This is a genomic window from Burkholderia sp. YHN3-13 (assembly GCF_055810675.1).
In genome coordinates this window covers 1-640 of record NZ_JBVVNQ010000094.1, presented here as the reverse complement: position 1 = coordinate 640, position 640 = coordinate 1, and the positions used below count along the sequence as shown (strand labels likewise).

Annotated in this window: 1 protein-coding gene and 1 pseudogene; both read left to right on the top strand. The window is 65.2% G+C overall.

The window, feature by feature from the left end; genetic code table 11:
- Window positions 1–519 (top strand): ABC transporter ATP-binding protein (locus tag AC0KUR_RS38055; RefSeq protein WP_473377413.1); only part of this gene is annotated, 519 nt, incomplete at its 5' end.
- Window positions 519–640 (top strand): annotated as a pseudogene (locus AC0KUR_RS38050) (ABC transporter ATP-binding protein); the annotation flags it as partial. The gene AC0KUR_RS38055 and the pseudogene AC0KUR_RS38050, both read left to right, overlap by 1 nt.

Here is a 640-nt window from a genome sequence, read left to right as displayed (position 1 = left end):
ACGTTCCAGAACATCCGCCTGTTCGGCGGGATGACGGCGCTCGAGAACGTGATGGTGGGCCGCCACGTGCGCACCAAGCACGGGCTGCTCGGCGCGGTGTTCCAGACGCCGGCCGAGCGCCAGGAAGAGCGCGAGATCAAGGAACGCGCGATCGAGCTGCTCGAGTACGTCGGCGTGCTGCAGTACGCGGACTACACGTCGCGCAACCTGTCGTACGGCCACCAGCGCCGTCTCGAGATCGCGCGCGCGCTGGCCACCGATCCGAAGCTGCTCGCGCTCGACGAGCCGGCGGCCGGGATGAACGCGACCGAGAAGGTCGAACTCACGCGCCTGCTCGACAAGATCCGCTCGGACGGCCGCACGATCCTGCTGATCGAGCACGACGTGAAGCTCGTGATGGGGCTGTGCAACCGGATGACGGTGCTCGATTACGGCAAGGTGATCGCCGAGGGTCTGCCGCAGGACGTGCAGAAGAATCCGAAGGTGATTGAGGCATATCTCGGCGCAGGGGTGCACTGATGGCAGCGGCAATGTTGAAAATCAAGGGCTTGCAGGTCAACTACGGCGGCATCCAGGCCGTCAAGGGCGTTGACATGGAAGTCCGTCAGGGCGAGCTCGTGACGCTGATCGGCGCGAACGG